This window comes from Streptococcus sp. E17BB, from assembly GCF_041807725.1.
GTDB lineage: Bacteria > Bacillota > Bacilli > Lactobacillales > Streptococcaceae > Streptococcus > Streptococcus entericus.
The window spans coordinates 6311-28765 of sequence record NZ_JBGTZC010000015.1 but is presented as its reverse complement, the minus strand read 5'-3'; the positions used below and the strand labels follow the sequence as shown (position 1 = coordinate 28765).

Sequence of the window (22455 nt, the reverse complement as noted above, 5' to 3'; positions counted from 1 at the left end):
TAGAAAAAGAATACTGGCATACCCAGCATTCTTTTTTTACTGTCTGTAAACAGCTAATGGAGAGAAACTTTGGCTAGTTGGCATAACTTCTAAACGATTGATGTTGATATGTGGTGGCTGTTGAAACAACCATGTGACCATATGCGCGATATCCTCAGGTTGGAGACTGTTTGTGCCGTCATAAAGTTCTTGTGCACGCTGGGCATCACCTTTGAAGCGAACAGTCGAAAATTCTGTACCTCCTGAAAGACCAGGTTCAAGGTTGCTCACACGAACACCCGTGCCTGATAAATCCGCCCTTAAATTCAGGCTAAACTGTTTCATGAACGCCTTGGTCGCCCCATAAATATTCCCACCTGGATAAGGGTAAGTACCTGCAATAGAGCCAATGTTAATGATATAGCCCTTCTGTTCAACAAGGGTAGGCAAGAGCTGGTGCGTCAGATAAGTTATACCAACAACATTTGTTGTTATCATGACTTCCCAGTCAGCAAAATCTGCTTCCTGTGCCTTATCAAGCCCCAAGGCTAAACCAGCATTATTTACTAAGCCTGATATCACCACACCTTGCTCACGCAGTTCCGACAGCGCAGCCGTCACAGAAGCCTTATCGCTCACGTCCATCTGAATTGGAATAAACCGTTCTCCTAGTTCTGCTTTTAAGCTCTGCAATTTATCAAAACGCCTCGCTGCACCAACAACTGTATAGCCAGCGCTCACCAAATCATGGCAAATGGCACGCCCAAAACCTGCGGAAGCGCCCGTTACTAAAATACTTGTCATGTCATATCCTCCTATTCTACGATGTATTATACCACATTTTTCGTGAGAGAGTTGACTGCGGCTTGACTTTGTTTTGAGATAGCAGTACAATAAATTTGAACTATTAAATCTAAAGGAGATGATGTTATGATTCGTTTTGACCATGTGTCTAAACTTTATGGAGAATTTGAGGCACTATCTGACCTCAATCTAACCATTAACAACGGGGAAATTTTTGGACTTATCGGTCACAATGGTGCTGGCAAAACCACAACAATCAGCCTTCTAACCTCCATTATTCAGGCGACTTATGGAGAGATTTATGTTGATGACCTGCTCCTGACCCAGCACCGCGATGCCATTAAAAAACAAATTGCTTATGTGCCTGATTCACCTGACATCTTTCTACATCTGACTGCACGTGAGTATTGGCAGTTTTTAGCGAGCATTTATGGAGTGTCTAAGGACATGGCAGAGCAGCGTATTAGTGACCTCTGTGCTCTGTTTGACATGACTGATAAGCAGGATAATCTCATCGATAGCTTTTCGCATGGGATGCGGCAAAAAGCAATCATCATCGGTGCCCTCATTCCAAATCCTGACATCTGGATTTTAGACGAGCCCTTGACTGGATTAGACCCACAAGCCTCATTTGACCTCAAACGTCTCATGAAAGAACATGCCCAAGCTGGACATACCGTGCTGTTTTCAACCCATGTCTTATCAGTAGCAGAGCAACTGTGTGACCGTATCGGGATCTTGAAAAAAGGGCAACTTATCTTTGTTGGAACCTTGGACGACTTGCGCCAAACTTACCCAGACAAGGACTTAGAGACCATTTATCTGGAGCTGGCTGGTCGTCAGCAAGAAAGTACAGGTAGCTGAGATGAATTGGAACAATGTCAAAGAACTTTTAAATATTAACTTCCTATCTGCCCATCCTCAAGTCACCTCACAGGTTCAAGCCAAGCAAGCCCAGAAACCAAAGAAAAAGTTTTCAGTGATTAGGGGCGTTCGTAACCAATTTCTCATACTCAGCTTCGTTTTCTTTGTCCTCTATTCAACCATGTTTATCGGTATTGATTACAGCAAGTCACCAGGCTATTTCTCAATACAACTTGCCTTGTTTAGCTTGATTGCACTGGGAACTGGCTTTAACAGCCTGTTTGCCGTCTTTTACGACAGTAAAGACACCAAGCTCTACCTCTCTTTGCCAGTCAAGTCAGAGGAAGTCTATCTGGCTAAGCTACTAGCCGCTCAGCCTGCTATTCTGACCTACCTCATTCCTCTCTTGTCTCTGCTAGCCATCGCCTACTGGCAGATTGGATCGCCAGTCATTGCAATAGTATTGACACTTCCTATGTTTTTACTCTTGCTACTGGCCATCAATACGGTGTCACTCCTTCTTCTGGATAGAATTGGTCAAGTCCTTGAAAAAAGTCGCCATAAAAAAATCATCTCAACAGGTCTAGTTGTCCTATCAACTCTTCTGTCTGTTGGTCTAATTTTTTTAGTGCAAAGTAGCTCAACTAGTGTTCGTTTGGCTGGAGACGGTGGTCTAATCACGGCTAAGATTCCTTACTTTATTGGATTTTATCATGTTGTGGCAAACCCATTTAGCCTCGACAGCGTCTTGCACTTCTGGTTACCTAATGCCCTCCTGATTGCCTTGGTCATCTATATTCTAAAACGAGTTATTCCGACATACTTTGACCAAATGCTAAAAATCAGTGCCAACCAAGGGCAGGTGACACGCAAAAAACGAACAAACTCAAAAGAATACAGCCTAAAAGAGGCCATCGTTCGTCATCATCTTAGCACAATCAAGGATGGTAATTTACTCATGCAGGCTTTCTTGATGCCTTTGATTGTCGGGTTTAGCGGCTTGATGCCAATTGTCGGCTCTGAGGGTGCTAACTTTTCAGCTATTGCGCCAAGTTACTATGGTACTGCTTTGGTTTTAGGCTTAATGCTAGGCGCATTGACAACTGGTGCGACAAGCCTCTTGTCTGTGGGGATCTCCCTCGAACGGGAAAATCTAAACTTTATCCGCACGCTACCGATTAATTTTATTAGCTTTTTACAGTCAAAATTTTATACCCTTCTCTTGGTTCAAATCGTTCCAATTCTCGCACTTCATATTCTAGGTGGACTGATACTAAGACTATCCCCACTCCTCATCCTTGCTTACACCATTGGTTATTTGGCAGCCGCTTATTTAGTCGGTCTAAGGGCTTACCGACGAGATTACAAACTCTTAGACCTTAACTGGCAAAACATTAACCAGCTCTTTAGTCGTGGCCATGGCCAGTGGGTTGTCGCTTTTACCATGCTTGGTGTGATGTTTCTTGGAATGTTCATTATCATTGGCTCAATCATTATGAGTAGCTTTGTCTCAGCTCACCTGATTAGCGCAGGACTGACCGCCCTCGCTTTCGTCATTCTAATCATCGCCTATTGGTTTGTCGGTCGCGGTTTCTGGAAAACATTTGAATAAACCATGGATAACTAAAAAAAGAAGTGAGGTCACTTCTTTTTTTAGTTATCTAACGTTTGTGCTGCGGTAATGATTGACAGCTTGTAAATGTCTTCTGAACTTGATCCGCGTGATAGGTCATTAATTGGTTTGTTAAGACCTTGCAAGATTGGACCAACGGCTTCAAACATGCCCAAACGTTGTGCAATCTTATAGCCGATATTACCTGATTGCAAGTCTGGGAAGATAAAGACGTTTGCCTGACCGGCAACTGGGCTATCAGGAGCTTTGAGTTTAGCTGTAGCCTCAACAAAAGCTGCGTCAAACTGGAGTTCACCGTCCAAGGCCAAGTCAGGGCGAGATTCTTTTGCCAGGCGAGTCGCTTCAACAACTTTTTCAACCTGAGCACCGCTACCACTTCCCATCGTTGAGAAACTGAGCATAGCGACTTTAGGGTCAATGTCAAAGATTTTTGCAGTATCAGCTGTGCTGATTGCAATTTCAGCTAATTCTTGAGCATTTGGATCAATGTTAATCGCACAGTCAGCAAAAATGTAACGTTCATTAGTATTTTCACGGTTCATCAGGAAAACACCTGACGTCCGTGAGATACCTGGCTTTGTCTTAATGATTTGTAGGGCTGGACGAACCGTATCCGCTGTTGAATGAATAGCACCAGAAACCATCCCGTCTGCCAAGCCCATTTGCACCAGCATCACGCCAAAATAGTTCACATCACGCAAAATCGTTTCAGCATCTCCTGGGCTGACTTTGCCTTTACGAATCTCAACAAAAAGCTCTTTCATCTGATTAAAATCAGCATAGTCATTTGGGTTGATAATCTCGATACCAGGGTTAGAAAAGCCAAGGTCTGTCAATAAACTATGAACATCTTGAGGATTACCAAGGATAATTGGCTCAGCCAGACCTTCAAATTTCATACGAGCTGCGGCACGAACCACACGATGGTCATTGCCCTCAGGGAAGACAATCTTGATGTGCTTACCAACAATTTTCTGCTTTAATTCACCAAATAAATTCCGAATTTCCATCTCTAACTCCTTGTTCCTATGTTTTATCTTTGGTCAGTGGGTATCCGCTTCTCAACAGTTTCTATAATAACCTTTTCCATATCATCTGTCAAGTTTGAACTCAGGTTGATTTGTTTCTCCTCAAAGGGGTGAAAAAAGCTCAGGGAATGACAGTGCAACGCCTGCCGATGAATGCCATAGGATAAATTTCCTCCATACAAATCATCTCCCAACAAAGGGTGACCAATGTGAGAAAAATGTACCCTAATCTGATGTGTACGCCCGGTATGGAGTTGAATATCCACCAACTTTACCGCTCCATAACGCCCAATCACTTGAAAACTAGTATGGGCTGGCTTGCCAGAGTCATGAACCCGTCTGGTGATAATAGATTCCTCATCACGAGCAATCGGTGCTACAATCTCACCCTCATCTGGAAGTTCTGCTTCTCCTTCAACGAGGGCGTAATAGCGCTTTTCGATAGTTTTAGACTGGAGCTGTTTGTCCAGCCTGGCATGCGCATAGCCGTGCTTGGCAAAGAGCATGAGCCCGCTGGTATCACGATCTAATCTGGTCACGATGTGCACTTGCTGATTAGGATAATTTTGGCTTACCAGATAATGTTTGACAAAATTGGCGATGGTGTTGCTGTGAATAGCACTCGGTATCGACGCATAGCCAACAGGTTTATCAATGGCTAGAAAATGGTCATCTTCATAAACGATGGTCAGAGGGTGCTCGATAGCCACCAAATTTTCAAAAGCGGCCTCATCAGGAATATCAACTGTTACCACATCTCCGATTGACAGATGATAAACAGCATTTTCGGCTCTGCTATTGACCCAAATCCCACCACCTCGGAACTTGATTTTGGCTAACAGTCCTCGGGAAATATCCTGTGCTTTCAGAAAGGTCTTGACCTGACAGATCCTATCCGCGGTAAAGGTGAATCTCATCTATCCAAATCTCCTAAGAAGGCATCTTTAACCCGTTGCCAAAAACTAGTATGCCAAGGGGTCGAAACAAAATGAACTTTTTGAGGACTTATCTGATACTCTATTTTAACAATGTCCTTATAGGTATAGGTTTTGTTATCGACAGAAACGATGTAGCGCCCAGTTTTTTTAGGATAGACCTCAATATGGTCTTTTTTAGGCACAATCATCGATGAACCGATGCTACGGTAAACCCGATTGTTAATACTAGCAATCTCAGTCAGTTGAAGCGCCTCAATAGTCGGATGGAGAACTGCACCACCGAGTGATTTATTATAAGCTGTAGAACCAGTCGGAGTAGCCACTAATAGCCCATCGCCACGAAAACGCTCTAATTTGACATTATGAACAAGCACATCAGCGACCATGGTTTTTTCAATCCGCTTAATGGTTGACTCATTGAGAGCAAGCCCGCGAATGCGCCTACCATCAGCTAAGGCGATGGAAACTTGAAGGATTGGATAAGAAATTTTCTCTCCTGTATCCTCGCGCAAAGTGGTAATCAGTTCATCCACCTGATGTTCCAGATAGTCAGTGTAAAATCCCAAATGACCAGTATGGATACCAACAAATCGCACATGCTCTAACTCATTTTCATAGGTGTGAAAGGCCGATAACAGAACCCCGTCACCACCGATGGTGATCACAATGTCAGGTGATTTTTTTGTCAAGTAAAATCGCTCATCCTTACGGAGTGTTGTAAATAATTTGTTGGCAATTTTCTTGCTTTGAAATTTATGGTTGGCAATGATTGCCACACGTTTAACGGTAGAATTCGTCTGTATCATCACTATTTCCAACCCCATCACTCAATGTTCCCACAACAGGATCAAAGAGCAACTGAGCCTCTCTAATATCGTCTCTAATTTTACTCATTTCATCGTCCAACTCACGGGCAATTCGAGCGGTCACCTCCAAACGGTGGCGAATTTCATCTGGAAAATTGCCTTGGTACTTGTAATTCAAGGAATGCTCAATCGTCGCCCAAAAATTCATCGATAAGGTCCTGATTTGAATTTCAACATTGACCTCACGCCGACCTTTTATGGTTTCGACAGGATACGTTACGATCACGTGATAAGAGCGATAGCCACTGTCTTTCATATTAGCGATGTAGTCTTTTTCTAAAATCACCGTCATGTCTTGCCTTTGACGAAGGAGCTCAACAACCTTGTAAACATCGTCAACAAACTGTACCATGACACGTAAACCAGCAATGTCCTCGATACCTTCTGAAATATCAGCTAGGTCAACCTCATAGCGCTCCATCTTTTCGACGATACTCTCTACAGACTTGACCCGCCCCGTCACAAACTCGATAGGCGAATGTAAGCCCTGCTTACGAAACTGCTTGCGAATCCCCCTTAATTTAATCTTTAATTCCCCCACCGCTTGGATATAAGGATCTAAAAATTCTTCCCATTCAAACATCTCGACACTCCTTTCATGTACAAGAGCTTCATTTTGTAGTAAAATGAACATAACACTTTATTATACCACAGATTAGCTATTTTCGAGAGGAAAGTGATGACCAATTTAGAAATTGAATACAAGACACTGCTGACCATCGATGAGTTCAGACGACTAGATGGCCTGTATCAGCAATTCAAACCGATTCAACAAACAAACTACTACATTGACAGCGCAGACTTTATCCTCAAGTCAAAACGCCTGTCGCTTCGTATAAGAACTTACCTTGACCGTGCGGAGTTAACTTTGAAAATTCCTCAAGATATTGGAAATCTCGAATTTAACCAGTCGCTGAACTTAAAGACTGTCAAGTCCCTTAAACAAGAGTTTGTCCTACCTGACGGGCTGATTAGAGACAAATTATTAGAAAAAAAGCTTCCTTTAGATGCACTCTCTATCCTGGGGCATTTGACCACCAGACGGCGAGAGGTTCCTTTGGACATCGGCTTGCTCGCTATTGACAGCAATATTTACGCTGACATCAAAGATTATGAGCTGGAACTTGAGGTGACTGATGCTGAGCAAGGACGAGCTGATTTTGAACGTTTCTTAGACAAACACCAAATCAACTTCAAGTACGCCAAAAGTAAAGTAGCACGATTTGCTAGCACCTTGAAAAAGAAATACTAGGAGGACAGCTATGCATCATTTAGGAACTTCTGAGATTGAAACGCAGCGGTTATTACTCAGACCATTGACCCTAGTTGACGCTGAACAGATGTACAAAAACTGGGCTAGCGATGAGGACGTTGCACGCTTCGTGACCTGGGACACCCACGCCAGTCCAGCAGACACTCGAGAACTCCTGTCTCTCTGGACCAAACAGTACGACAGGCCCGATTTTTATAACTGGGGCATGGTTATCAAGGAAACTGGACAGCTTATTGGCACCTTTAGTTTTGTGGCCGTCTCTAAACGAGACAGCATGGCTGAGGTCGGCTACTGTATCGGTAAACACTGGTGGAACAAGGGCTACGTTACAGAAGCTGGACAAGCCCTGCTTGCCTTTGGTTTTAATGAGATGGGGCTTAACCGCATTCAGGCTGTTCATGATGTGCGCAATCCTGCTTCTGGGCGCATGATGGAGAAACTAGGGATGACACATGAAGGTGTGATGCGACAAGTACGGTTAGTCAAAGGAGTGCTTGTCAAACTGGCGATGTGTGCTATCCTTGCAGAAGACGATCAGAGGTCTTGAGATGCAGGACAAGCTCCTGCTCCTAACAGGACAACGTGATGTCACAAGTGCTTACGCAATACGTTTGTCTGCCAAATATCATGAATTTTTCTGAATATACTCTATATAAAAGACTTGCCAGGTCACCTGTGGTGCAAGTCTTTTTCTTCATGTGTTTGTCGTCTTCTCCCAAGAAAAGATAAGACAAAATCAGATTTTTTTGGTAAAATAAAACTAATCGAAACAAAAGGAGTTGACTATGGCAGAGCGCTATGCTGATAAACAATTAAAACTTTTCTCCCTGACCTCAAACCCTGAGATTGCTGAAAAAATTGCTACCGCAGCAGGGATTCCCTTGGGGAAATTATCTTCGCGTCAATTTTCCGATGGTGAAATCATGATTAACATTGAAGAAAGTGTTCGTGGAGACGATATTTACATCATCCAGTCGACCAACAGTCCTGTCAATGACTACCTCTGGGAACTCTTGATTATGATTGATGCCTGCAAGCGAGCCAGTGCCAATTCGATTAACGTGGTTTTGCCATACTTTGGCTACTCTCGTCAAGACCGTATCGCCAAAGACCGTGAACCGATTACTGCCAAGCTTGTTGCTAATATGCTGGTTAAGGCTGGTGTCGATCGCGTCTTAACACTGGATCTGCACGCCGTGCAAATCCAAGGATTTTTTGATGTGCCAGTAGATAACCTCCTAACTGCTCCGCTATTTGCCAAACACTACATCGATATGGGGCTAAGGGGCGATGAGGTGGTCGTGGTAAGTCCTAAAAACTCTGGTATCCGTAGGGCAAGGGCACTGGCTGAAGTTCTTGAAGCACCTTTAGCCATTATCGACTATGCTCAAGATGATGCGATGCGTGAAGAAGGCTATATTATCGGAGATGTTGCTGGTAAGCAAGCTATTTTGATTGACGATATTTTGAATACTGGTAAGACCTTTGCGGAAGCTGCCAAAATTGTCGAACGTGGCGGAGCGACAGAAATTTATACTGTGGCTAGCCATGGCTTGTTTGCTGGCGGTGCAGCTGAAATCCTTAATGCTGCTCCTATTAAAGAAATCTTAGTGACCGACTCTGTTAAGACAAAAGAAAAAGTACCAGAACACATCACTTATTTGACGGCTAGTGAGCTCATTGCCGATGCCATTATCCGCATCCACGAACGCCAACCTCTCAGCCCTCTCTTTGTCTACTATGACGATGAGGATACGGATTACTAAGATGATTTATCTAGATTATGCCGCAACCAGTCCCTTGTCAGAAGCTGCCATCCAAGCGATGACAACCACCATGTCTGAAACTTTTGGCAACCCATCAAGCTTACACGCTCTTGGACGACAGGCAAGCAAATTACTAAGGGAAAGCCGGCAGTTACTTGCACAGTTGCTTGACGCTAATGCTGATGCGTTTATTTTCACCTCTGGTGGAACAGAAAGCAATAACCTCGCCCTCAAGGGCTATGCTTTAGCTAATCAAAACAAAGGTAAACATATCATTTCCAGTCAGATGGAACACCATGCTGTACTTGATGTCTTGGCTTATCTACAGGAACGTTTTGACTTTGACGTAACGCTTTTACCACCATCTGAGGACGGTACGATTTCTCCTCAACAGGTTGAGGAAGCCTTACGACCTGACACTATCTTGGTTAGCCTCATGTGGGCAAATAACGAAACTGGGCATCTCAATCCCATTCGTGAGATAGGCGACCTCTTAGTCCACCATCAAGCAGCCTTTCATGTGGATGCTGTTCAAGTCGTTGGCAAACTACCGATTTCCCTAAATTGTTTACCGATTGACTTCCTCTCTGCTTCTGCTCATAAATTTTATGGTCCAAAAGGTGTCGGTTTTCTCTATGCTAAAACAAAGGCATTTGACAAACTCCTACACGGTGGCAATCAAGAAGCCGGTCGCAGAGCTTCAACTGAAAACTTAATCGGCATCTCAGGTATGGTCGCTGCCCTAGCAGCTTGTACGGAACAACTAGAGCAACATCTAGCTACTGTTCATCATCTCAAACAGGAATTATTGCAACAACTGAGTCATCCGCGCATAACGTTAAACAGTCCTGACGAGGCCTTACCACATGTGATTAACTTATCGATTTATGGAGCCAACAACGCCCTGTTGCTCACGCAAATGGATTTGGCAGGTTTTGCCATCTCGAGTGGCTCAGCCTGCACCGCTGGGAATGTTGAACCCAGCCATGTCTTAATCGCCCTATACGGTGACAAGTCCCCAAAAATCACACAGTCAATCCGCATCAGCCTGTCTCATCACACCACCTTAGAAGAGATAACCGCTTTTGCCACTACCTTAAAGAAAGTAATTGGATAACTTATGGCTTTTGAACAAACTATTTCCCTAAAAGATTGCAAGTACCGCTATACCATCAACCCAGCGGTCAAGCCCTATACCTTACGAGACACGACCTTTACCCAAACCAAAGTCGGCAATTATGAACTCACCCGTTTGCTGGAAGAGTTGCCCAATTCAGGTAATGGTTTTCCGCTCAAGCTCATCATCAATGCTGATTTGACCGGAGCCAAGTTGAACATCACTGACCGTTCTGGTCTTCGTTTGGTTAATATTTTCAAAAATCCTGAGCACAAAATGCACCAAGACAAGTTCTACTTTTTAATGGATAGCTTAGTGGAACGTGGTATTTTTACTAAAACAGAACAATAGAAAGGTGACAACATGCTAGTTATTACTTACCTCAACTCGTCACAACAACCCTTTGAACTCAAATATGACAGCTATGAGGACTATGAGCGCTCTCAATTGACCTGCTCTGCACCATTAGCTGACCATTACAAGGTCACAAAAGTTACCTTAAACGGTCATGACATTGACTATACTGGTCAATTTGGCGACCTCTACTTCTACCTGATGAAGCTGGATAGAAGTCAATATAATTAGTAAATAGGCTGGGACAAAAAGTCCCAGCCTATTTAACATTAACACTATTTGAGATCTGAACAAAACACAGTACCCTATGCTTCCATCTTTTAAGATTTGGACTGTCCTACTAGACCGTGCAAGGCTTTGACAACGACGTTTTTTTAGCTGACCTAGTTCTATATCGCTTATTTTTACTGTCTATAAAGTTTGCCATTTCGAAGTAAACAAGTAACGTGACATAAGTCAGAAATATTTTCTGAGATATGGGAAGTCATAATGACCAATCGGTCAGCTGCTTGTCCATAAGAACGGATAAGGTCCTTTGTCAAGGCAACACTTTTCTCATCCAAAGCGTTCATCGGCTCATCTAACAGTAAAATCTTTGGCTGATGGATAAAAGCTTGAATAAGCGCTAGCTTTTGCTTGGTTCCCAAGGAGAGATTTTTATAAGCGATTGTCTTAAATTTTCCTAGACCATAATAATCAATCCAGTAGTCGATGCTCTCATCTGTAATCTTGGGAGAGAGGTGTTTTAAGAGTTTCAAGTTCTCTAGCAAGGTCAGATAAGGTAAAAATTCGACATGTTCAATCACTAGCCCTGCATCAGTGATGTAGTTCTTGGACTTTCTGATGAGGGTTTTATCTTGATAAACTTCTCCTGTATCCAATCTGTAATAACCTGCTAATAGCTTTAAAATAACAGTCTTGCCTGAACCGTTATCGCCTTTAAGACCATAGATATAGCCATTGTCAAATGTGACTGTGACATCATCAAGGATGACCTTATCCGCCAGACGCTTACTTCCATTCAAAATTGTTAATGTCATGATTCATCACCTCGTAATTGACTGCCAAAAGGCAGTAAGAATAATCCCCCAATACCTACGATAAATAGAATAAGGGTTAAAAGAATATTATTAAATAAAAACTCTTGGCTAAAAATAAGTAGCACAAATCCTAGTAAACTGTACATGGTATTTGGTGCTAAAAGAGAAATTAGCCAAGCTCCCAAGAAATTGACAACTAAAAACTGAGCCAGCAAGACAGCGATGCCTAAGTCTTTGGTGTATAAGTAAATCACTAGCGATGTCAGCAACCAAACCATAACATCAGCCAAGAAAAACTTAAGTTGAAACCGCAATCGTTTAGATAGATAAGTGAACCGATTAGCACTATGATACTTGATAACATGATAAAACTGCTCCGACAGCTCGCTGGTAAAGGCAATCGTACTTAAAAAACCAATCCCCAAAATAGAAAAAACAAGCAATAACTTAATTAAATCAAAATAAGGATTACCAAAGTCATCAATTCCCAAGAATGTCCACAGCCCTTGTCTAAAAAAAGTTGTACCCGTTATGGAAACCGTAAACTGTCGGCTCAATCTGCCTAATAAAAGCCATACAAACACCTGCAAAAGCCCGACTCGCCCCAACAAAATCAGCAAGGGTTTGATAAAAGTGTTCCATTTAGATGTCTCTATCATAATAAGAAAGTACTCCGTAACCAATGAGATAAGGAATGAAGGGTGATAAAAGTTTTGGGATTGTCCAATCAAAGTAAGTGATAGATAAAAGGCTTGTTAGAGGAACAAACCAACTCGGTAAAATATAATACAACAACATACAACCAGGAATTAAACAGATAAAATAGAAACCTGCACCACGCAAGAAGTTTTTTGTAATATCCAAGACTTTAAAATACAAGAGACAATTTATAAAAACACCCAAAGCCATCCATAATGAAAAGAAAATTAAATAAGATAATTTGCCTGAAAAGAAATGGTCTAATAGGCTACCATCTAAAAAACCATGAAGGTGCCGATCTTCTAAACTTGTACCTGTGGCAATCATTAAACCAATGATTAACAGCCAAAACATAAAAAGATAGATTGAACTAGCTAGTAAGCCAAGCTGGATTTTCAAAAATTTTCTCATCTTATGATAGGTCGTATTTTTTCCGATACCTAATCTGATGAACTTGTCTTTCAAGCTAGCATAATCATAACCCATCAACACGATGAGCAAAACTAGAAATTCCACATTTTTCATATTAAAATCAAAGAGACGATTCTCCACGCTTAACATAGATTGAAGAATCTCATTTTTGATTTTCAAACCGTCAAAATTAGCCAAATCAGGGGCATTAGGGTTAAAGGTTAAGTAATGGATGACAGGTTCTTTAAAGCTCAAGGCAAGAAAGAAAAAACCAATTGTAACATACACCCATTTGTAACGAGCGAGTTTCCAATAAAACATCGTAGCCTCCGATATAATAAAAATAGAAAAACGGAGTTGGAAGTTATGATGCGATCTTAGTTTGGAGACCAGCTACCTGTAATATAAGCTGGACCATCCCAAGGATTCTCACGAGCCATATCAAGAGCATAGATGTAACCAGCAGTCGCCCAGTTAGCATGCTCCGTACGATCCCCACACCAAGTTTTATAAACATCACTACGAGCTTCACCATTAGAGTTTACTAGAACATGTTTAACTCTAATCCCCATACCAGCACTATCCTCTAGGTTTTGAATATAGGGATAATTTGCATGATCTTTTTGAACGTAGTAAGTTCTGGCATAATCCCTTGTTATTGTGAAACGGTGAAAGTAACCGATTTGTTTCGCTTCTACAATACCAGCTAAGCTCAGTCCCAAAAGAGACATGGCAACAAGTGTTTTAATAAGTTTTTTCATCTGTACAAAGATAAGATTGTGTTAGAGTTTATCAGCAACTCCGCTTTTCCTTAATTCCATTTTAACACTATTTATTAGCCAAACGAAAAAATCGCATATTTGAAATTTTATAGATGAAAAATTTCAAATATGCGATTTTTAACCATCACCCTAAAACCATTGTACAATGTATATAGTATATAAATAAAAATCATTAGTCAGGTGAACCAACATGAGTTTTAAAAACTTCTTTGCCTTAGTTACTCTAGGCGGTATCACACTAAATATTGCAATCATCCGTCCAGCTTCTACACGACCTACTCCATCTAATCAGTGGTTTTATCGTAGATAGTTAAGAGTTGCTCTAATTTTAGATGTAAAATTCCTAATAATTCGGGATTTTTCAAAATCACCAAAGCATCCAGGTAAGCTTTAAGGTCTTCTAGGTCAATCGTTCCGAGGACACTATACTTGTAAAACTGTTCTAAAAACTCTGACATAACTGAGATAAACACATCTTCATAATCCAAGACTTTTCTCAACTCTGACATAAAGTACTCAATTAGAGACAGTTCCTTGCGCTCCAATAATGTTGAAACGATATTTAATAAAGCGAATTTATACATCCTCTTATTATTATGTAAGGAGTGATAAAGAATCGACCGTTTAATCAAAGCTCTTCCTAAAAAAATAATGTCTGAAACATCTAAGACCGATACGGTATTCGTAAACAGGTAGAGTTCAAAAGCTGTCCACTGTTCAACATCATAGAGATAGGTCGTCAACAGCTCAATGTCTTCTTCGAAAATCTTTCTTGATGGATCAAGTGAAAAAATAGCGTTTTTGACCATAACTTGCAGTAACCTTTGGTGAATGTTATCATTATCCAATTCCGCTAATAAAGCTTCAAGAGCAAGGAGGTCTTTTTCAAAAAAAGCTTGGCTAAGACGATGGCCAAAAATCATAAAAGGTCTATCTTTGTAGCCATTCAAAGCATGACCAAATTCAGCAAATGTCATGTTTATGCCCTCGACTGCCTGCAATAGACGATCTGCTGATAACATGCATTGCCCCTGCTCAAATTTTGATAACTGCGAAGCTGTCAGATTGCCTCTTGCAACATCTTTTTGCTTGACACCTCGCGCTAAACGCAACTCTTTATAAAATTCTCCTAATTCTTTTTGTCTATTGTTCACTATAAAATTATCTCTCTTTGTTCACTTTGTTTTAGTGTACCATAAAAACAGGCTAACATCAATCACTAATACAACTTTGTGAATTTTAACGTTGCTTTTTTCACAAACTTTATTTATAATAGGACATAGATTATGTTTAAGGAGCTTGTGATGTCAGATAAGACGATTCCAAATGCGACAGCTAAGCGACTGTCTCTGTATTACCGTATTTTCAAACGATTTAATGCTGAAAAAATCGAACGCGCCAACTCTAAGCAAATTGCCGAAGCTATGGGGATTGACTCTGCGACTGTCCGCCGTGATTTCTCTTACTTTGGTGAACTGGGACGCCGTGGTTTTGGCTATGATGTCAAAAAATTGACCGATTTCTTTGCAGATATTCTCAACGACAAGGCCGTGACAAACGTGTTGATTGTCGGTGTTGGAAATATCGGTAGGGCTCTCTTGCACTACCGTTTCCATGACCGCAACAAGATGAAAATTACCATGGCATTTGATACCGACGAGAATCCCATAGTCGGAGGAACCATTGGTGACCATGTTCCGATTTACGGGATTTCAGACATCAAAAAACATCTGATGGGCACAGATATTGAGACTGCTATTTTGACTGTTCCAAGTGTGAAGTCACAAGAAATTGCAGATATTTTAGTCGATGCTGGTATTAAAGGCATCCTGTCTTTCTCACCAGTTAATCTCGATGTCCCTGATGACGTGATTGTCCAGTATGTGGACTTAACGAGCGAACTTCAAACCTTGCTCTACTTTATGAACCGTCAAAAAGAGAGTTAAGCCTATCCTGACAAAAGGAGTGTGACGCCTATCACCCCAAGACTGATAAGAGCGTCCTACTCCTTTTTAGTTTATATTTTCCTATCACTGTTATCATAAATCGCTATTTTACAGACGTCAACTCTTATGCTATACTGGACAAATAACTCACAAGATAAGGATAATTTATGACAAAACCTCTCATCGGTATTTTTGCCAATCAACGCCTCAACACCGCACTTGATAATATTCCGTGGACCTATGTCCCAACAGGATTTGCTAAAGGGGTTGAAAAAGTTGGCGGTATTCCTCTCGTCTTTCCAATGACCACACAAGACGATCTTCTATCAACTTATGTGCAGTTGGTTGATAAACTCATTCTCATCGGTGGGCAAAATATTGACCCTAAATTCTACGGGCAAGAAAAAGATGCCTTTGAAGATGACTACAGTTTGGAACGTGACCTCTGCGAGTTGAAAATCATCGCGTTAGCCAGACAACACCAGAAACCTCTGTTTACGGTTTGCCGTGGTACTCAACTGGTCAATGTCGCTCTTGGTGGCAATCTCCATCAAGATATTGTTAGCCACTGGCAAAGTGACTTACCTCATGTCAAGACACACCAGATTGCGATTGAACAGGATTCTTTGCTGGGCAAGGTCTATGGGCAACGTGCGCACATCAATTCTTATCATCGTCAAGCCATTGACAGACTCGCCGATGGCTTACGCGTGGTGGCACGTGCTGTGGATGACCAAACCATCGAAGCTGTCGAGTCTAGCCTGCCGAATTTCCGTTTCCTAGGCGTCCAGTGGCACCCCGAGTTGCTGCACGAGGTCAGCCAAGAAGACGAGCGGTTGTTTGATTACGTCGTTAACCAATTATAAATACCTGTGACTGGATTATCTATTCAGTCACATTTTTTTCAATGGCAGTTAGATTAGTCAAGATAAAAAAGCGTAAGGATCATGACTTAACAGCCTTATTGACTACTTTTACTGGCTATTACGTCTGATTTCCTTCCAGATTTTAGGGATGAGACTTGACAGTTGAAGAATACCAACCACTTTGAAAGGTTATCATGATAAGACTAACTAGGTTCAGAAGGTTTCTTGTTTAGTTTAAAACATCTCCTTCTTCTCTAAAGCTATAATACTGTCGTTTACCCACAATCAAATGATCTAGTAGAATAACCCCCAAATCATCACAGCAGCGTTTTAATTTTTGGGTGAATTGTTTGTCCTCAGGACTAGGTGTGCAGACACCGGATGGGTGATTGTGAATAACAATTACTGACGTCGCCATGCTACGGCAAGCATGGTAGAGAATTTCCCTCGGCTCAGCAACGGAACGCCTCACACCACCAATAAAAACGGTCTCGCGATGGATAATCTTATTTTGACTGTCCAGATAAAGAGCTACTAAATGCTCCTGCTTCTTATCTCCTAGCTCTGCCATCATTTTCTTAGCTAACCGTTGACTGCTGAGAACACGATCTAGGCGAGTAAATTCAGCATCTTTGATGCGGCTAGCAAGCTCGATAATCGCCTTGATTTCAATCGCTTTGACTTGCCCGATGCCTGGCAAGGCTTGTAATTCTTGAACGGATAAGGTTTTTAGGTCAGCCAGATTGGTCAAGCACGCCAGGATTTGATTAGCAATATTAAAAACAGGTTCGCCTCGTGTGCCTGTTCGCAGTAAGATAGCTAGCAACTCTTGATTGCTCAGCTGTTCTGCACCGTAAGCTAACAATCGCTCTCTGGGTAGTAAAGGGTCCTGCGCAAATTCAACAGAATACATAAAAATTCCTCCACACGATTATTCGCAATGGAGGACTGATTTTAAGACAAGGTGGTCTTATTTTTTTTATGAATGTAATCCTTCAAAATTTGATAACAACTGGCTGCGACCGGAACAGCAACTAGCATACCTAAAATCCCTGCAACAGCACCACCGATAGTGATCGCAACCAACACCCAAATTGCAGGTAGACCGATTGACTCGCCCACCACACGTGGGTAGATAAGGTTGCCCTCGAATTGTTGGAGCAAGACCACAAAAATAACAAAGATAATCGCCTGTTGAACAGACTGGGTCAAAATCAGGATGGTCCCGATGGTTACTCCAATATAAGCACCAACAACCGGGATAATCGCTGTAAAGGCAATCAGAAGGCTAATCGTCCCTGCATAAGGGAGTTTCAAGAAACTCATGCCTATAAAGGTTAAACTTCCCAAAATCACCGCTTCTAAGCTCTGACTGACAAAAAAGCCACGAAACCGCTGGTCAAAGATGCCAATCAAATAGTAAATGGTCTTAGCAAATTTTCCGGTGAAGGTATCAATCAGCAAGGAAAACTGGCGTCCCAAACTCTCTTTACTTGCCAGAACATAGATGGAAAAAATTAAACTGATAAAAACAGTCATGACAGTGTTCGCAATGGAGGTGGCAGACGTCAACATGCTGGTTAAAATGTTTAAGACCTGATTCAGGAGTTGCTGGCTATAATTAGCAATCTGCTGGCTCAAATCCGTATTCGCACCCGTTTTTTCAAGCAACTCTTGCACCCAAGGTTTCTCCTGCAGATCAGCAATCACCTCTCTAATATGGTCAATATCCACTGTTAGTAAGGTCTTAATACTTGAAATCAAATCGGGCAAAACCACGCTAAAAATGATGAATACAAGTAAGATGAAACTGAGATAAGACAGTAAAAGAGAGACAGACTGTCGCCACTTAGGGGCTTTTTGGTTAAAAAGAATCTGCCATAATTTCTCATAGGCTTTCATGACAATATTGACAATATAAGCAATACCAGCTCCTAGCAAGAAGGGCTGTGCAGCCTTGAAGCCTGTATCAACTAAGCCTGCCGCACTTGACCAATAGGTCCATAGCAAAAAGCAAGATAAAAAAGATAGAAAAACAGTTAGCACAACTGATTTATTAAAATTCATAGCATCTCCTTCACACTTAAATTTTAGTGAGCACTTCTCGTTCAATAACACTCAGAACGCCATGATCACGATGATTTGGCGCTAGAAAATGAGCTGCGTCTTTCACTGCATCTGGAGCATTGTCCATTGCATAGGAATGATGAGCCAGTTGAAGCATTTCAATATCATTGCCCCCATCACCAAATGCCATGAGGTCTTCTGCTGAAATACCCCATTTATCCAAGAGATGTTGCAGACCCCAAGCCTTGTGTAAACCTGTTTCGATAACGTCAACTGATCCATATCCGCTGGTTGTGGCAGTCAAATTTCCTGAGAAATGAGTGTTAAAGACCGTAATGATGTCATCACACTGTTCTTCTGGTAACATCATGCCCAGTTTTAATATCGGTTCATCAGGCAACTCAGAAAAACTGGTCAAACGTTTGATGCGAGATAAAAAGAGCGACATTTGTTCAGCTTCGATAGCGAAATGATTAAACGGAAAATGAGCATTTTCCAACAGATAAAGACCGTTTGCAGTGGTGATAGAAATGCAATAATCAGCCTGCTTGTCCTGATAATAAGCTAGAAAATCAGCAACTAACTGCCTGTCCATTGTCCTGCGCACCAGCTCTTCACCACGATCAATCACATGACAACCATTGTCTGCAACAAAGGCAATCCTATCTAAAAAACCCTCAAACATCAAGGACAAACGTCCCATATTATTCCCACTAGCCACAACAAATCGGATGTCTTGATGATCTAGCTCTTTTAAGACTGTTTCAAATCGTTCACGATCATAAAGTCCCCTATGATCTAAAAATGTGCCATCCATATCTGTCGCAATTACCTTAATCATACAATCTAACCTTTTACCTTTCAAGGGGGTGCAAAAATAAGATAAAACTTCCCATATCTCTCTAAAATTATACCACAAAACGCAAAAAAAGCGTACCTGCTCGGTACGCTCAAGGTTATAGGTCTATCTGACTGCCATCTCTGAAATGAAAGCAGACGTGTTCCTTATCTCTAATAATAACTTTATCAACCATTGTCTGCCATAGTTTTAAGTCAAAGGTCTCCACTAAGTGAGGGGTATTCGCCAACCCATCAATAAACTGTTTCAGCTCTATTTCTCTATGCTTTTGACTGGCTAATTCTTCTTGAGCCTGTGAGAGATTATCGTTTGTTATTGAGTAGTTGCGAGCTAAAGACTCATACCGTTCTTGAAAGTCTTCCTGTGGCAAGTTAGTACGAGCGTGTCGGTCAATGAGGGACTCCAGGGCATAATGCTGGTCTGACAATTCTTTCTCCAGAGTAGAAATGGTGCTTTCAAACGTAGAACAATCCCCAACTATCTGAAGCAAGGCAGATAAATTAGACAACACTTCTTCCTGATGAACGAGCAGGCGATTAAGCCCTTGTACAAATAAGTCCTTGATTTGGGTTTCAGTGAAATGAGGTGTCGAACACTTGTCTTTTCCTTTATACTTGGACCTGCATTGGTAAATAGTTCGCTTATACTTACTGGTCGAATGCCAAACCTTACTACCAAAACTTGATCCACAATCTCCACAGATTAACTTACCTGAAAAATGATTGCCTGTCTGCCGTTTCTGCTCTAGTCTATCAAGCTCAACTTGAACGGCGTCAAAGGTTTCTCGGTCTACAATGGCATCATGGCTATCTTCCACATAATACTGAGGCAATTCTCCCTCATTAGCTTTCTGACGTTTGGTAAGGAAGTCTACTGTAAAATGTTTCTGAAGAAGGGCATCACCCTTGTACTTTTCATTTCGAAGCATTCGCTTGACAGTGCCATAGCTCCAACGACTCTTGCCTGCTGGCGTAGGAATGCCTTGCTGGGTTAGGTCTGAGGCGATTCTATTGGGGTTTATCCCCAATAAAACCTGTTGAAAAATATAACGGACAATCTTGGCTTCTTCTGGGTCAATTTCAAACCCTCCTCCTTCTTTCTGACGAAAGCCCATTACTTGGCTGTAGGAAAAGGTGACCTTGCCCTGTGCCAACTGTCGCCTGCGTCCCCAAGTCACGTTCTCCGAAATGGAACGACTCTCTTCTTGAGCTAGACTTGACATAATAGTGATAAGCAACTCTCCCTTGGCGTCAAAGGTCCAAATGTTTTCCTTCTCAAAATAAATCTCAACCCCAGCCTCCTTGAGTTGACGAACCGTTGTCAAAGAGTCAACAGTATTTCTGGCAAATCGGCTGACAGATTTGGTAATGATAAGGTCAATTTTTCCCTTCAAGGCATCGTCCACCATCTGTCGGAATCCTGTGCGACGCTTGGTTGATGTCCCTGATATCCCTTCATCCGAATACATCCCCACAAACTCCCAATCTGTTCGTCCTGTAATATAGCTCGTATAATACTGAACCTGAGCCTCATAGGAAGTAGCTTGGTCATCATGGTCAGTAGACACCCTGGCATATCCTGCCACTCGGCGTTTGGCAAGTGTTGGAATAGGCAAGTGTTGACTGACTTGTTTAACTGGCTCTAACTTCGTTACTTTCTTCATGGTCTTGTCCTTTCCGTCAGTGGTATGACACCTGTTTGATTATCTCGATAAGTGATAATCAACTCCTTTGTCCTATTATTAAATGCCAATCGCTTGATTTCTTGAGGTGAAATGCCTTGTTGCTGAAGCTGAGTAACAATAGCTTCTTCAGTAATCGTTCGATTAGAACAAGCCGTCACTCCACTTTTAGCTCGTGTTCGACAAGAATAGCGAATCCTTCTTGCTCCATCCTTTTTCTTCTCAAGACTATAAATCATATCTAATTGACACTGTCCACAATAGACTCTCCCCTGAAAAAGACCGACTCCTTCATGCTTAGAACGTCTACGGCTGGCTCGCTGACGTTTTTCTTCTTGAACCGCCTTAAAAAGTGCTTGAGAAACAATCGCTTCGTGGACTTGTTCTACCAAATATTTGCTCATTTGCCCCTTATTCTCTACCGAACGATGACCAAATGCTGGACGGTAGGTTTTCTGTAACACCAACTGTCCTGTATAGGCTTCTTGATTCAAGATATTGTGGATGACTCGCTTGGTAAACCGATTTCCTCTTCTAGTACACACTCCTCTACCTTCCAGTTCTTTGGCAATACTTGAGGCAGACCGACCATCTAAATACCATGAAAAAATCTCTTTCACAACCTCAGCTTCATGAGGTTCTATGACATACTCTTCGCCCTTCCAACGATAACCATACATGTCCTGTGGACTATGAGGTAAGCCTTGAATCGGTTACACTAAACTAGACAGAATTTATAAAGTGTTCTACACTAAAGAAAACAGGAGAACTCTATGTCTAGAAAAATCCGTCGTCAATTTAGTGATGACTTTAAGCAACAAATTGTTGACCTTCACAAAGCTGGCAGGAAACGTAGCGAGCTCATTAAGGAATATGAGTTAACCCCCTCTACCTTTGACAAATGGGTGAAACAGGCCAAAACAACAGGTTCATTTAAAACGGTTGATAACCTCACTGATGAACAGCGTGAGCTCATTGAACTCAGAAAGCGTAATAAAGAGCTTGAAATGCAGGTCGATATCCTAAAGCAAGCAGCGGTGATTATGGCAAGAAAAGGGAAATAATCACTGCTAACAAGGATAAATATAGTATTTCAGCCATGTGTCGTTGCTTGAAAATCCCTCGTTCAAGCTATTACTACAAAGCCACTGAGCCAGTATCTGAAGCGGAGCTTGAAGCAAAGGTGAAACAGATTTTCCGTGAGAGCAAATCCAGATACGGTGCACGAAAAATCAAGAAATGCCTAGAAGTGCAAGGGATGGCGGTGTCTCGTCGTCGCATTCGTCGTATCATGAAGCGATTGTAACAGACTTAACTTATGTCCGTGTTGGCAAGCGATGGGCTTATGTTTGCTTGATGATTGACCTCTTCAACCGTGAAATCATTGGTCTGTCAGTCGGTTGGCAGAAGACTGCAGAGTTGGTTAAACAAGCCATCCAAAGCATTCCTTACGCCCTGACCAAGGTCAACCTCTTCCACTCG

Annotated in this window: 25 protein-coding genes and 1 pseudogene; 11 read left to right on the top strand and 15 right to left on the bottom strand. The window is 41.9% G+C overall.

The features are described from left to right. Positions 1-36: 36 nt before the first annotated feature. Positions 37-783 carry an SDR family NAD(P)-dependent oxidoreductase gene (locus tag ACERC7_RS05160; RefSeq protein WP_373666327.1) on the bottom strand — a complete coding sequence of 249 codons (747 nt, stop codon included), beginning with the start codon at positions 781-783 and terminating at the stop codon, positions 37-39. 126 nt (positions 784-909) lie between these two features. Here ACERC7_RS05160 and ACERC7_RS05155 point away from each other — a divergent pair, with 126 nt between their 5' ends. Both ACERC7_RS05155 and ACERC7_RS05150 read left to right on the top strand, forming a co-directional pair. Next, on the top strand, positions 910-1647 hold the full coding sequence (locus ACERC7_RS05155; RefSeq protein WP_373658806.1) for an ABC transporter ATP-binding protein: 738 nt from the start codon (positions 910-912) through the stop codon (positions 1645-1647). Position 1648: 1 nt separating this feature from the next. Continuing rightward, a complete protein-coding gene (locus tag ACERC7_RS05150) occupies positions 1649-3259 on the top strand; it encodes an ABC transporter permease (RefSeq protein WP_373659890.1) in 1611 nt (536 codons plus the stop codon). 41 nt (positions 3260-3300) lie between these two features. Here the strand turns inward: ACERC7_RS05150 and pta are convergent, their stop codons facing one another. Genes pta through ACERC7_RS05130 form a run of 4 tightly spaced genes read right to left on the bottom strand, consistent with a single transcriptional unit; the run spans position 3301 to position 6695 of the window. Continuing rightward, positions 3301-4290, bottom strand: coding sequence for a phosphate acetyltransferase (pta, locus tag ACERC7_RS05145; protein WP_373658803.1), 990 nt, complete (start codon positions 4288-4290; stop codon positions 3301-3303). A 23-nt stretch (positions 4291-4313) separates the two neighbouring features. Beyond that, complete coding sequence (locus tag ACERC7_RS05140) at positions 4314-5225, bottom strand: RluA family pseudouridine synthase (RefSeq protein WP_373666326.1); 912 nt, start codon at positions 5223-5225, stop codon at positions 4314-4316. Next, the gene (locus ACERC7_RS05135; RefSeq protein ID WP_373658801.1) at positions 5222-6052 is read right to left on the bottom strand and encodes an NAD kinase; all 831 of its coding nucleotides are present in this window, start codon (positions 6050-6052) and stop codon (positions 5222-5224) included. The genes ACERC7_RS05140 and ACERC7_RS05135 overlap by 4 nt, the downstream gene beginning before the upstream one ends. Then, a complete protein-coding gene (locus ACERC7_RS05130; protein WP_018367890.1) occupies positions 6027-6695 on the bottom strand; it encodes a GTP pyrophosphokinase family protein in 669 nt (222 codons plus the stop codon). The genes ACERC7_RS05135 and ACERC7_RS05130 overlap by 26 nt, the downstream gene beginning before the upstream one ends. 96 nt (positions 6696-6791) lie before the next feature. On the opposite strand from ACERC7_RS05130, the gene ACERC7_RS05125 reads away from it, so the two are divergent. From ACERC7_RS05125 to ACERC7_RS05100, 6 genes are all read left to right on the top strand, one after another. Next, entirely contained in the window at positions 6792-7364 is a 573-nt protein-coding gene (locus ACERC7_RS05125; RefSeq protein ID WP_373658800.1) for a CYTH domain-containing protein, read from the top strand. Positions 7365-7374: 10 nt separating this feature from the next. After that, complete coding sequence (locus ACERC7_RS05120; protein WP_373666325.1) at positions 7375-7932, top strand: GNAT family N-acetyltransferase; 558 nt, start codon at positions 7375-7377, stop codon at positions 7930-7932. Positions 7933-8170: 238 nt separating this feature from the next. Next, positions 8171-9151, top strand: a complete 981-nt coding sequence (locus ACERC7_RS05115; protein ID WP_373658798.1) for a ribose-phosphate diphosphokinase — start codon at positions 8171-8173, stop codon at positions 9149-9151. 1 nt (position 9152) lies between these two features. Then, positions 9153-10268, top strand: coding sequence for a cysteine desulfurase family protein (locus ACERC7_RS05110; RefSeq protein ID WP_373666324.1), 1116 nt, complete (start codon positions 9153-9155; stop codon positions 10266-10268). A gap of 3 nt (positions 10269-10271) precedes the next feature. Beyond that, entirely contained in the window at positions 10272-10619 is a 348-nt protein-coding gene (locus ACERC7_RS05105) for a DUF1831 domain-containing protein (RefSeq protein ID WP_018367885.1), read from the top strand. Between the two features lie 12 nt (positions 10620-10631). Then, positions 10632-10853, top strand: a complete 222-nt coding sequence (locus tag ACERC7_RS05100) for a DUF4649 family protein (RefSeq protein ID WP_018367884.1) — start codon at positions 10632-10634, stop codon at positions 10851-10853. Positions 10854-11026: 173 nt separating this feature from the next. Here the strand turns inward: ACERC7_RS05100 and ACERC7_RS05095 are convergent, their stop codons facing one another. From ACERC7_RS05095 to ACERC7_RS05075, 5 genes are all read right to left on the bottom strand, one after another. Then, positions 11027-11662, bottom strand: coding sequence for an ATP-binding cassette domain-containing protein (locus ACERC7_RS05095; protein WP_373666323.1), 636 nt, complete (start codon positions 11660-11662; stop codon positions 11027-11029). Then, on the bottom strand, positions 11659-12321 hold the full coding sequence (locus tag ACERC7_RS05090) for a hypothetical protein (RefSeq protein ID WP_373666322.1): 663 nt from the start codon (positions 12319-12321) through the stop codon (positions 11659-11661). The genes ACERC7_RS05095 and ACERC7_RS05090 overlap by 4 nt, the downstream gene beginning before the upstream one ends. Further along, positions 12305-13093, bottom strand: a complete 789-nt coding sequence (locus tag ACERC7_RS05085; protein ID WP_373666321.1) for a hypothetical protein — start codon at positions 13091-13093, stop codon at positions 12305-12307. The genes ACERC7_RS05090 and ACERC7_RS05085 overlap by 17 nt, the downstream gene beginning before the upstream one ends. A 56-nt stretch (positions 13094-13149) precedes the next feature. Next, positions 13150-13533, bottom strand: coding sequence for a hypothetical protein (locus ACERC7_RS05080; RefSeq protein ID WP_373666320.1), 384 nt, complete (start codon positions 13531-13533; stop codon positions 13150-13152). Between the two features lie 305 nt (positions 13534-13838). After that, on the bottom strand, positions 13839-14708 hold the full coding sequence (locus tag ACERC7_RS05075; RefSeq protein ID WP_373666319.1) for an Rgg/GadR/MutR family transcriptional regulator: 870 nt from the start codon (positions 14706-14708) through the stop codon (positions 13839-13841). Positions 14709-14858: 150 nt separating this feature from the next. Between ACERC7_RS05075 and ACERC7_RS05070 the strand changes: the two genes are divergently transcribed. Continuing rightward, the gene (locus ACERC7_RS05070) at positions 14859-15500 is read left to right on the top strand and encodes a redox-sensing transcriptional repressor Rex (RefSeq protein WP_373658791.1); all 642 of its coding nucleotides are present in this window, start codon (positions 14859-14861) and stop codon (positions 15498-15500) included. A gap of 167 nt (positions 15501-15667) precedes the next feature. Further along, positions 15668-16366 carry a gamma-glutamyl-gamma-aminobutyrate hydrolase family protein gene (locus tag ACERC7_RS05065; protein WP_373658790.1) on the top strand — a complete coding sequence of 233 codons (699 nt, stop codon included), beginning with the start codon at positions 15668-15670 and terminating at the stop codon, positions 16364-16366. 229 nt (positions 16367-16595) lie between these two features. Here the strand turns inward: ACERC7_RS05065 and radC are convergent, their stop codons facing one another. The 5 genes from radC to ACERC7_RS05040 form a co-directional block, all read right to left on the bottom strand. Continuing rightward, positions 16596-17279, bottom strand: coding sequence for a DNA repair protein RadC (gene radC, locus ACERC7_RS05060; RefSeq protein WP_373666318.1), 684 nt, complete (start codon positions 17277-17279; stop codon positions 16596-16598). Between the two features lie 41 nt (positions 17280-17320). Then, positions 17321-18433, bottom strand: a complete 1113-nt coding sequence (locus ACERC7_RS05055) for an AI-2E family transporter (RefSeq protein ID WP_373659906.1) — start codon at positions 18431-18433, stop codon at positions 17321-17323. A 16-nt stretch (positions 18434-18449) separates the two neighbouring features. Then, the gene (locus tag ACERC7_RS05050; protein WP_373659907.1) at positions 18450-19274 is read right to left on the bottom strand and encodes a Cof-type HAD-IIB family hydrolase; all 825 of its coding nucleotides are present in this window, start codon (positions 19272-19274) and stop codon (positions 18450-18452) included. A gap of 115 nt (positions 19275-19389) precedes the next feature. After that, positions 19390-20955: a recombinase family protein gene (locus ACERC7_RS05045; RefSeq protein ID WP_373658786.1), complete on the bottom strand. Its 1566-nt coding sequence runs from the start codon at positions 20953-20955 to the stop codon at positions 19390-19392. Then, entirely contained in the window at positions 20952-21653 is a 702-nt protein-coding gene (locus ACERC7_RS05040; RefSeq protein ID WP_373666317.1) for a recombinase family protein, read from the bottom strand. The genes ACERC7_RS05045 and ACERC7_RS05040 overlap by 4 nt, the downstream gene beginning before the upstream one ends. Positions 21654-21746: 93 nt before the next feature. Here ACERC7_RS05040 and ACERC7_RS05035 point away from each other — a divergent pair. Next, a pseudogene (locus ACERC7_RS05035) lies at positions 21747-22455 on the top strand (IS3 family transposase); the annotation flags it as partial.

Coding starts and splice junctions, on each gene's coding strand:
- ACERC7_RS05160 (WP_373666327.1), bottom strand. CDS start 783: ATGACAAGTATTTTAGTAACGGGCGCTTCCGCAGGTTTTGGGCGTGCC.
- ACERC7_RS05155 (WP_373658806.1), top strand. CDS start 910: ATGATTCGTTTTGACCATGTGTCTAAACTTTATGGAGAATTTGAGGCA.
- ACERC7_RS05150 (WP_373659890.1), top strand. CDS start 1,649: ATGAATTGGAACAATGTCAAAGAACTTTTAAATATTAACTTCCTATCT.
- pta (WP_373658803.1), bottom strand. CDS start 4,290: ATGGAAATTCGGAATTTATTTGGTGAATTAAAGCAGAAAATTGTTGGT.
- ACERC7_RS05140 (WP_373666326.1), bottom strand. CDS start 5,225: ATGAGATTCACCTTTACCGCGGATAGGATCTGTCAGGTCAAGACCTTT.
- ACERC7_RS05135 (WP_373658801.1), bottom strand. CDS start 6,052: ATGATACAGACGAATTCTACCGTTAAACGTGTGGCAATCATTGCCAAC.
- ACERC7_RS05130 (WP_018367890.1), bottom strand. CDS start 6,695: ATGTTTGAATGGGAAGAATTTTTAGATCCTTATATCCAAGCGGTGGGG.
- ACERC7_RS05125 (WP_373658800.1), top strand. CDS start 6,792: ATGACCAATTTAGAAATTGAATACAAGACACTGCTGACCATCGATGAG.
- ACERC7_RS05120 (WP_373666325.1), top strand. CDS start 7,375: ATGCATCATTTAGGAACTTCTGAGATTGAAACGCAGCGGTTATTACTC.
- ACERC7_RS05115 (WP_373658798.1), top strand. CDS start 8,171: ATGGCAGAGCGCTATGCTGATAAACAATTAAAACTTTTCTCCCTGACC.
- ACERC7_RS05110 (WP_373666324.1), top strand. CDS start 9,153: ATGATTTATCTAGATTATGCCGCAACCAGTCCCTTGTCAGAAGCTGCC.
- ACERC7_RS05105 (WP_018367885.1), top strand. CDS start 10,272: ATGGCTTTTGAACAAACTATTTCCCTAAAAGATTGCAAGTACCGCTAT.
- ACERC7_RS05100 (WP_018367884.1), top strand. CDS start 10,632: ATGCTAGTTATTACTTACCTCAACTCGTCACAACAACCCTTTGAACTC.
- ACERC7_RS05095 (WP_373666323.1), bottom strand. CDS start 11,662: ATGACATTAACAATTTTGAATGGAAGTAAGCGTCTGGCGGATAAGGTC.
- ACERC7_RS05090 (WP_373666322.1), bottom strand. CDS start 12,321: ATGATAGAGACATCTAAATGGAACACTTTTATCAAACCCTTGCTGATT.
- ACERC7_RS05085 (WP_373666321.1), bottom strand. CDS start 13,093: ATGTTTTATTGGAAACTCGCTCGTTACAAATGGGTGTATGTTACAATT.
- ACERC7_RS05080 (WP_373666320.1), bottom strand. CDS start 13,533: ATGAAAAAACTTATTAAAACACTTGTTGCCATGTCTCTTTTGGGACTG.
- ACERC7_RS05070 (WP_373658791.1), top strand. CDS start 14,859: ATGTCAGATAAGACGATTCCAAATGCGACAGCTAAGCGACTGTCTCTG.
- ACERC7_RS05065 (WP_373658790.1), top strand. CDS start 15,668: ATGACAAAACCTCTCATCGGTATTTTTGCCAATCAACGCCTCAACACC.
- radC (WP_373666318.1), bottom strand. CDS start 17,279: ATGTATTCTGTTGAATTTGCGCAGGACCCTTTACTACCCAGAGAGCGA.
- ACERC7_RS05055 (WP_373659906.1), bottom strand. CDS start 18,433: ATGAATTTTAATAAATCAGTTGTGCTAACTGTTTTTCTATCTTTTTTA.
- ACERC7_RS05050 (WP_373659907.1), bottom strand. CDS start 19,274: ATGATTAAGGTAATTGCGACAGATATGGATGGCACATTTTTAGATCAT.
- ACERC7_RS05045 (WP_373658786.1), bottom strand. CDS start 20,955: ATGAAGAAAGTAACGAAGTTAGAGCCAGTTAAACAAGTCAGTCAACAC.
- ACERC7_RS05040 (WP_373666317.1), bottom strand. CDS start 21,653: ATGTATGGTTATCGTTGGAAGGGCGAAGAGTATGTCATAGAACCTCAT.